At 77.0% G+C, this 6,486-nt stretch carries 3 protein-coding genes and 1 rRNA gene; all 4 read left to right on the top strand.

Annotated features, from left to right (window positions below; genetic code table 11):
• A 5S ribosomal RNA gene (gene rrf, locus AB0K51_RS10930) occupies positions 1-95 on the top strand; the annotation flags it as partial.
• Positions 96-273: 178 nt separating this feature from the next.
• The gene (locus AB0K51_RS10925) at positions 274-3,519 is read left to right on the top strand and encodes an ABC transporter permease (RefSeq protein WP_363452894.1); all 3,246 of its coding nucleotides are present in this window, start codon (positions 274-276) and stop codon (positions 3,517-3,519) included.
• Positions 3,516-4,484 carry a hypothetical protein gene (locus tag AB0K51_RS10920; RefSeq protein ID WP_363452892.1) on the top strand — a complete coding sequence of 323 codons (969 nt, stop codon included), beginning with the start codon at positions 3,516-3,518 and terminating at the stop codon, positions 4,482-4,484. Before AB0K51_RS10925 ends, AB0K51_RS10920 begins: the two co-directional genes overlap by 4 nt.
• On the top strand, positions 4,406-6,457 hold the full coding sequence (locus tag AB0K51_RS10915) for an FtsX-like permease family protein (protein ID WP_363452890.1): 2,052 nt from the start codon (positions 4,406-4,408) through the stop codon (positions 6,455-6,457). The genes AB0K51_RS10920 and AB0K51_RS10915 overlap by 79 nt, the downstream gene beginning before the upstream one ends.
• The last annotated feature ends 29 nt before the right edge of the window (positions 6,458-6,486 follow it).

Genomic DNA, 6,486 nt, shown 5'->3' with positions numbered 1-6,486 from the left:
AAACGCCCGGTTACATTCCGAACCCGGAAGCTAAGCCTCATAGCGCCGATGGTACTGCAGGGGGGACCCTGTGGGAGAGTAGGACGCCGCCGAACTCCTTTTGAGAAAGGGCCCCAGCCATTTGGCTGGGGCCCTTTCTGCGTTGTGCCGCTTGTCTTCGGTGCCGGCCGGCGGGCAGACTCTCCGATCACTGATTGGTCCAGACCACCTGGTGAACGGGGGCACGGAGTGCGGCGGGCGGGGCGGTACGGGGTGGTGTTGGGGGCGGCCTCGGTGACGGTGTTGGTGGCGGTGGCGGTGCTGGCCGCGCTGACGGCGTTGACGGGGAGTTCGGTGGCGCAGGGGATGCGGCACCGGTTGGCGGGGGATCCGCGGGTGTCGGTGTCGGTGCAGGGGCGGTACGCGGAGGGGGCGGACGTCCGGTCGGATGCGGCGGTGCGGGGGGCGTTGCACCGGGCGTTGCCGGGGATGCCGGCGCGGATCGAGGCGGTGTTGCACGGGTCGGTGCCGTTCGAGGTGGGTGTTCCGGCGGTGGCGGGGGCGGCGGCGGAGTCGTTGAAGGTGGTGCCGCTGGGGGTGGGGGAGCCCGGGCGGTTCGCGGAGTTGGTGCGGGGGGCGTGGCCGATGGGGGCGGACCAGGTGGCGGTGTCGGAGACGGTGGCGCGGCGGTTGGGGGTGGTGCCGGGTGGGGTGGTGCCGGTGGCGTTGCCGACCGGTGTGGTGTGGCGGGTGACGGTGAGTGGGGTGTACCGGCCGGCGGTGGGGGCGGAGCCGTGGTGGCGGGCGTGGGGGAGTGGGGCGGCGTTGGGGTCGCCGGAAAGGTTGTTGGTGGCGGCGCCGGAGTTGTTGCGGGGGCAGCCGGTGATGCGGGATCAGGTGGTGGCGCAGTGGACGGCGTTGCCGGATCCGGGGCGGTTGCGGCCGGAGGGGGTGGGGCTGCTGCGGGACCGGGTGGAGCGGTTGACGGGGGGTGACGCGGTACGGGCGGTGTTCCGGGGGGCGGAGCCGTCGATGGAGGGGGTTCGGGCGTCGAGTGACCTGCCGGTGGTGCTGGACGGGTTGCGGGCGCCGATGCTGGTGGCGCGGTCGGGGATGTTGGTGCCGGTGACGATGTTGGCGGTGCTGTCGGCGGTGACGATGATGCTGACGGCGCGTCAACTGGCCGATCTGCGGCGGGCGGAGCTGGCGCTGCAGTTGGCCAGGGGGGCCGGTCGGTGGCGGTTGGTCCGGGCAGCAGTGGTGGAGTGGGCGCTGTGTACGGTGCCGGCGGCGTTGCTGGGGGTGTGGGCGGCGGGGCCGTTGCTGGGGGTGCTGGGGTGGCTGGGGCTGCCGGTCGAGGGGGCCGCGGCTGAGGCGGCCGGGCCGGCGGCGTGGGCGGTGGCGGGGGTGGCGTTGGTGCTGCACGGGTGTGCGGCGGTGCTGCCGGTGGTGTGGACGGCGGACGGGGGCGAGCGGGAGGGTTCCTCGCGTTCGGCGCGGCGGTCGGCGGTGCAGCGGGCCGGGGCGGACCTGGTGCCGGTCGTCGCAGCGGTCCTGGCGTACCTGCAACTGCGGCGCTACCAGGGGTTGTTGTCGCCGGCGTCGGGTGCGGCGGGGTTCGATCCGGTGCTGGTGGCGGCGCCGGTGGTGATGACGGTGGCGGCGGCGTTGCTGTTGTTGCGGTTGCTGCCGCCGCTGGGGCGGGGGTTGGAGGCGTTGGCGCGGCGGGGCCGGGGGTTGGTGGCGCCGCTGAGCGGGTGGCAGGTGAGCCGGGGGCGGGCCGGGCAGGCGGCGCCGGTGTTGCTGATGGCGTTGGCGCTGGCGGTGGGGGCGTTGACCACGGCGGCGATCGCGGGGGAGGGGCCGAGCGATCGGGACCGGGCGGCGTTCGAGGTGGGTGCGGACCTGCGCGTGTCGGGTGGTGAACTGCCTGGCGGGGTGCGGCGGTCGGCGTTGACGGCGGTGCCGGGGGTGGCGGCGCTGACACCGGTGGCGGTGGACCGGGGGCAGGTGCAGGGCGTCCAGGTCGAGGTGTCGGGAGTGAACACCGCGGCGGTGCAGTCGGTGGCGACAGCGGGGCGGATGGCGTCGGGGGCGCGGGTGCACGCGGTGCCGGCGGTCCGGTCGGATCTCGAACGGGGCTCGCTGGCGGCGCAGTTGGCTCAGCTGCGGGAGGGCACTCCGGTGCACGGGGTGGCGGTGTCGGGGCGGCCGGGGGAGGTCCGGGTGCGGGCGACGTTGGCGGCGGCGGATGCGGTGGGGCCGGTGTGGCTGGCTGCGCGGGTGGAGGACGCGGACGGTCTGGCGGTGGAGGTGCAGGCGCCGTTGCCGGCGGACGGCGTGGAGCACGCGGTGGTGTTGCCGTTGGCGGCGGGGGAGTTGAGCTATCCGCTGCAGGTCACGGGGTTGGCGTTGCGGAGTGATCCGAAGGGGTGGCCGCGGGCGACGTTCACCCTGTCGGTGGCGGCGATCGAGGGGTCGGTGCGTCCGGTCGGGTCGGTGTGGGCGGATGTGACGGCGGGGCCGGGCGGGGTGGTCGGTCTGGGGTGTCCGGGTCGGGGTGAGGACGGGGCGGGGCGGCGGTCGTCGGCGGGGGTGTGCGAGCTGCGGCAGTCGGCGGGCGGGGTGTTGTCGGCGGTGGTGCGCGGGGGTGATCCGTTCGCGGGGGAGGGGACGGCGGGGGTGTCGTTCGGGTTGCTGCCGGCGGGGTCGCCGAAGCGGGTGGCGGGGGTGCCGGTGGCGGGCCGGGCGGTGCCGGCCCTGGTGAACAGCGCGTTCCTGCGGGAGACGGGCTTCCAGGTGGGCCGCGAGGTGCGGCTGATGGAGGGTCAGGACGACCGGTACGGGCTGCGGATCGTCGGGTTGCTGCCGGAGGTGCCGGGGGCGGCGGATCGGGAGGTGCCGCGGGCGCTGGTGGATCTGCCGGCGCTGGCGGCGACCAGGGCGGGGCTGGGGCTCGCGCCGTTGGCGGACGACCACTGGCTGGTGGCGGCGGATTCGGCGGCGGGTGCGGTGGCGGCGGAGCGGGCGATCGGGGCGGATCCGCGGCTGGGCCGGGTGGAGAGTGCGCGGGCGCGGGCGGCCGAGTTGGCGGCGGATCCGTTCCGGGCGGGGCGGCGCAGCGCGTTGGTGTTGTCGCTGGCGTTGTCTCCGGTGTTCGCGGTGGCCGGGTTCACGGTGCACGCGGTGGGGTCGGCGCGGGCGCGGCGGCGGGAGTTCGCGGTGCTGCGTGCGCTGGGGGTGCGGCGGCGGCAGTTGGCGGGGGTGCTGCGGTTGGAGCAGTTGGCGGTGGTGGGGTTCTCGGTGCTGGCAGGCGGGTTGCTGGGGGTGGCGTTGGCAGCCGTGGTGCTGCCGTTGATCGTGGTGGACGGGGGCGGGCAGGCGGTGTTCCCGGCGTTGCGGCTGACGGTGGGGTGGGGGTGGACGGCGCTGGTGGTGCTGGTGACCGGGCTGGGGGTCGGGGCGGTGGTGCTGGTGCTGTCGCGGGTGTTGGCGCGGGTGGACCTGGCGCGTGAGCTGCGGGCGGGGGAGAGCGGATGAGCGGGAGGTTCGGCGGGTTCGGCGGCTGGGTGCTCGCGGTGCGGGAGGCGCGGACGGGCTGGCCGGTGCCGGTGGTGCTGGGGGTGCTGTCGGCGGTGCTGGCGGTGGTGTCGCTGCTGTGGCCGCCGGTGTACGACGGGCTGGCCACCCGGGAGTTGGACCGGCGGCTGCAACTGGCCCAGGCGGACGGGCCGTTGGTGACGGCGCGGGCGACGCTGTACGGGCCGCGGGACCGGGAGGGGCAGTCGGCGGCGCCGAGGTTCGGCTCGTTGGACGAGGACCTGAGCCGGGTCGGCGAGGGGATGCGGCAGGGGTCGTCGGGGGAGTTGGCGCGGACCCTGGTGCGGGTGTCGGGCTGGGCGCAGAGCGAGGGCCTGGAGCTGGACGGCGCGGGGGTGGCCCGGCCGCGGGGCAATCCGGGGGTGGTGTCGCTGGTGTACGCGCAGGACGCCGCGGACCGGGTGCGCTGGGTGGCGGGCCGGGCTCCGGCGCTGCCGGGCGGGGACCCGCGGCGGGCGCCGCTGGAACTGGCGGTGTCCCGGCCGGTGTCGGAACGCTTCCAGCTGCGGGTGGGTCAGGAGTTGCAGCTGGCGCAGGGGACGGTGGACACCGGGGCGGTGCTGGTCGGGGTGTTCGAGCCGCTGGCCGGCTCGGACGATCTGTGGCGGGAACTGCCGTTGCTGAACGCTCCGTTGGAGGCGGCGACGCCGAACGGTTTCGTGCTGTACGGGCAGGCGCTGGTGGCTCCGGCCGGTCTGGAGGCGTTGGAGGCGCGGGGTTCGCTGTCACTGTCGGCGAGTTGGGTGTTCGGCACCGCGCAGCAGCCGTGGGGGACCGGCGGCACCGCCCGGGGGTGCGTGAACTGTCCTCCGGGGCGCGGGCGTTCGTGGCGGACGCACCCGCGCGGCTGTGCGGCCCGGTGCAGGATTCCTCGCTGGGCTGTTCGGCGGGGCAGCGGGCGGTGACGCCGCCGGCGGTGCAGCAGCGGCTGGCGGAGCTGGTCGACCGGTTCGCGGAGCAGCGGGCCAGGACGGTGTCGTTGCAGTCCTTCGCGCTGGCCGGACTGCTGGCGATCGGGGTGTGCACGGCGGTGGCGGCGGCCCGGCTCGGGGCGCGGCGCAGGGAGGCCGCGCTGGGGCTCCAGCGGGCCCGTGGCGCGGCGGAGTGGGCGCTGGCGGCGGCCCGGCTGGCGGAGGCCGTTCCGGCGGTCCTGGCGGGCCTCCTGGCGGGCTGGGTGGTGGCGGAGCGGCTGGCCGGGGAGCGGGCGACGGGTGCGTGGTGGCCGGCGTTGACGGCGGGCGTGCTGGTGGCGTCCGCGCCGGCGGTGGCGGTGTGGTGGCAGGGCCGGGCGGTGCGGCGGGCAGGGCGGGAGCCGGTGCGGCGGCGGGGTCTGCGGTGGGTGGCCGGGGCGTCCGGGTTCGCCGGGCGGGTGGCGTGGGAGGGGGCGGTGCTGGTGGTGGCCGCGGCCGGGGTGCTGGTGCTGCGGTTGCGCGGCGCGGTGCCGTCGGGGACCGCGGCGGTTGCTGATCCGGATCCGCAACTGGCGCTGGTTCCGGTGCTGTTGGGGTTGGCGGCGGTGGTCGTGGTGCTGCGGGTGTATCCCCTGCCGCTACGGGTGCTGACCCGGTGGGCGGGGCGGCGGCGCGGTCCGGTGGCCCTGGTCGGGTTGGCGCAGGCCGGTCGGCGTTCGGGGGCGGCGGCGACCGCGCTGCTGGTGCTGGTACCCGCGCTGGCCTGTGCGGTGTTCGGGGCGCTGGTCTCCGGCACGGTGCAGCACGGGCGGCTGGCGGCGGCCGAGTGGCGCACCGGTGGTGACGCGGTGGTCCTCGGTCCGGCCCAACGGTCGCTGCCGGTGGACGAGTTGGCGAAGGTGCCGGGCGCCGGCGGGGTGCTGACGGTGCGCGGCGCGGTGGCCTCGCTGACCTCGGACGAGGACGGCGCGGTGGTGAAGCGGGCCGGGCTGGTCGGAGTCGACCCGGTGGCCTTGGCGAAGCTGGAGCCGGGGTCGGCGGTGGCCGCCGCACTGACCGGTGCGGGCCTCGCGGCACCGCTCGGCGAGGGCGCCGAACTGCCCGCGCTGGCCGATCCGTTGACGGCGGCGCGGTTCCCGGACGGCTCGTTCGACGCGGACGCCGGGTCGAGCCGGTTCCGGGTGCGGATCGTGGGCGTGCTGCCGACGGGCGCCGCCCGGGACCGGGCGCTCGGGCCGGTGCTCGGGGACCAGGGGGACGGCCCGTTGCTGGTCTTCGGTGGGCCGGGCGCGGAGCGGTTGCCGAAGCAGACCGGGCAGCGGCACGCGGCGGTGCTCTTCGCCGAGCCGGGGCGGGCCGGGTCGGTGGCGGGGGCGGAGCGGATCGACCTGCGGCGGCTGCGGGAGGTGGTGGCGGCCTCGGTCGCGACGGCCGGGGCGGGCAGTGCGGGGGCGGCCGGCGGCGCGGTGCTGCGCGGTGCGCCGGTCGAGGTCCGGGACCTGGCCGGGGAGTTGCGGATCTCCGCGGGCGACGGGCTGGTGGCGGCGCTGCAGTTGGCGTTCCGGGGCGCGGCCGGGGTGGGGCTGGTGCTGGGGCTGGTGGCGGTGGTGCTGGAGCTGCTGCTGAGCGCGGGCGAACGGGGGCGGATGCTGGCGTACCTGCGGACGCTGGGTCTGGGGCCGCGGGCCGCGGCGGGCGTCCAACTGGTGCAGTTGCTGCCGGTGATGGCGGCGGCGGTGCTCGGCGGGACGGCGCTGGGCATGGGGCTGCCGTGGCTGCTCGGACCGGCGCTGGAGCTGCGGGCGTTCACCGGCGGGCCGGGCGCGCCGGCGCTGTCGCCCGACTGGGCGTCGCTCGTGGTGGCGGCGGTGGTGCTGCTGGTGGTGGTGCCGGGGGCCGCGGCGGTCGAGGGCCTGGTGGGGCGGGGGCGGGTGCCGCAGGTGCTTCGCCTGGGGGAGGGGGCGTAGTGATCCCGCGGTGGTGCGACGGGGTCGTG

Source organism: Kitasatospora sp. NPDC049285 (genome assembly GCF_040678815.1).
Lineage (GTDB): Bacteria > Actinomycetota > Actinomycetes > Streptomycetales > Streptomycetaceae > Kitasatospora.
The sequence above is the reverse complement of the archived record's forward strand: the minus strand, read 5'-3'. Positions and strand labels throughout refer to the sequence as shown.

Bases quoted from the DNA above. Each gene is read 5' to 3' on its own strand.
- AB0K51_RS10920 (WP_363452892.1), top strand. From the start codon at position 3,516: ATGAGCGGGAGGTTCGGCGGGTTCGGCGGCTGGGTGCTCGCGGTGCGG.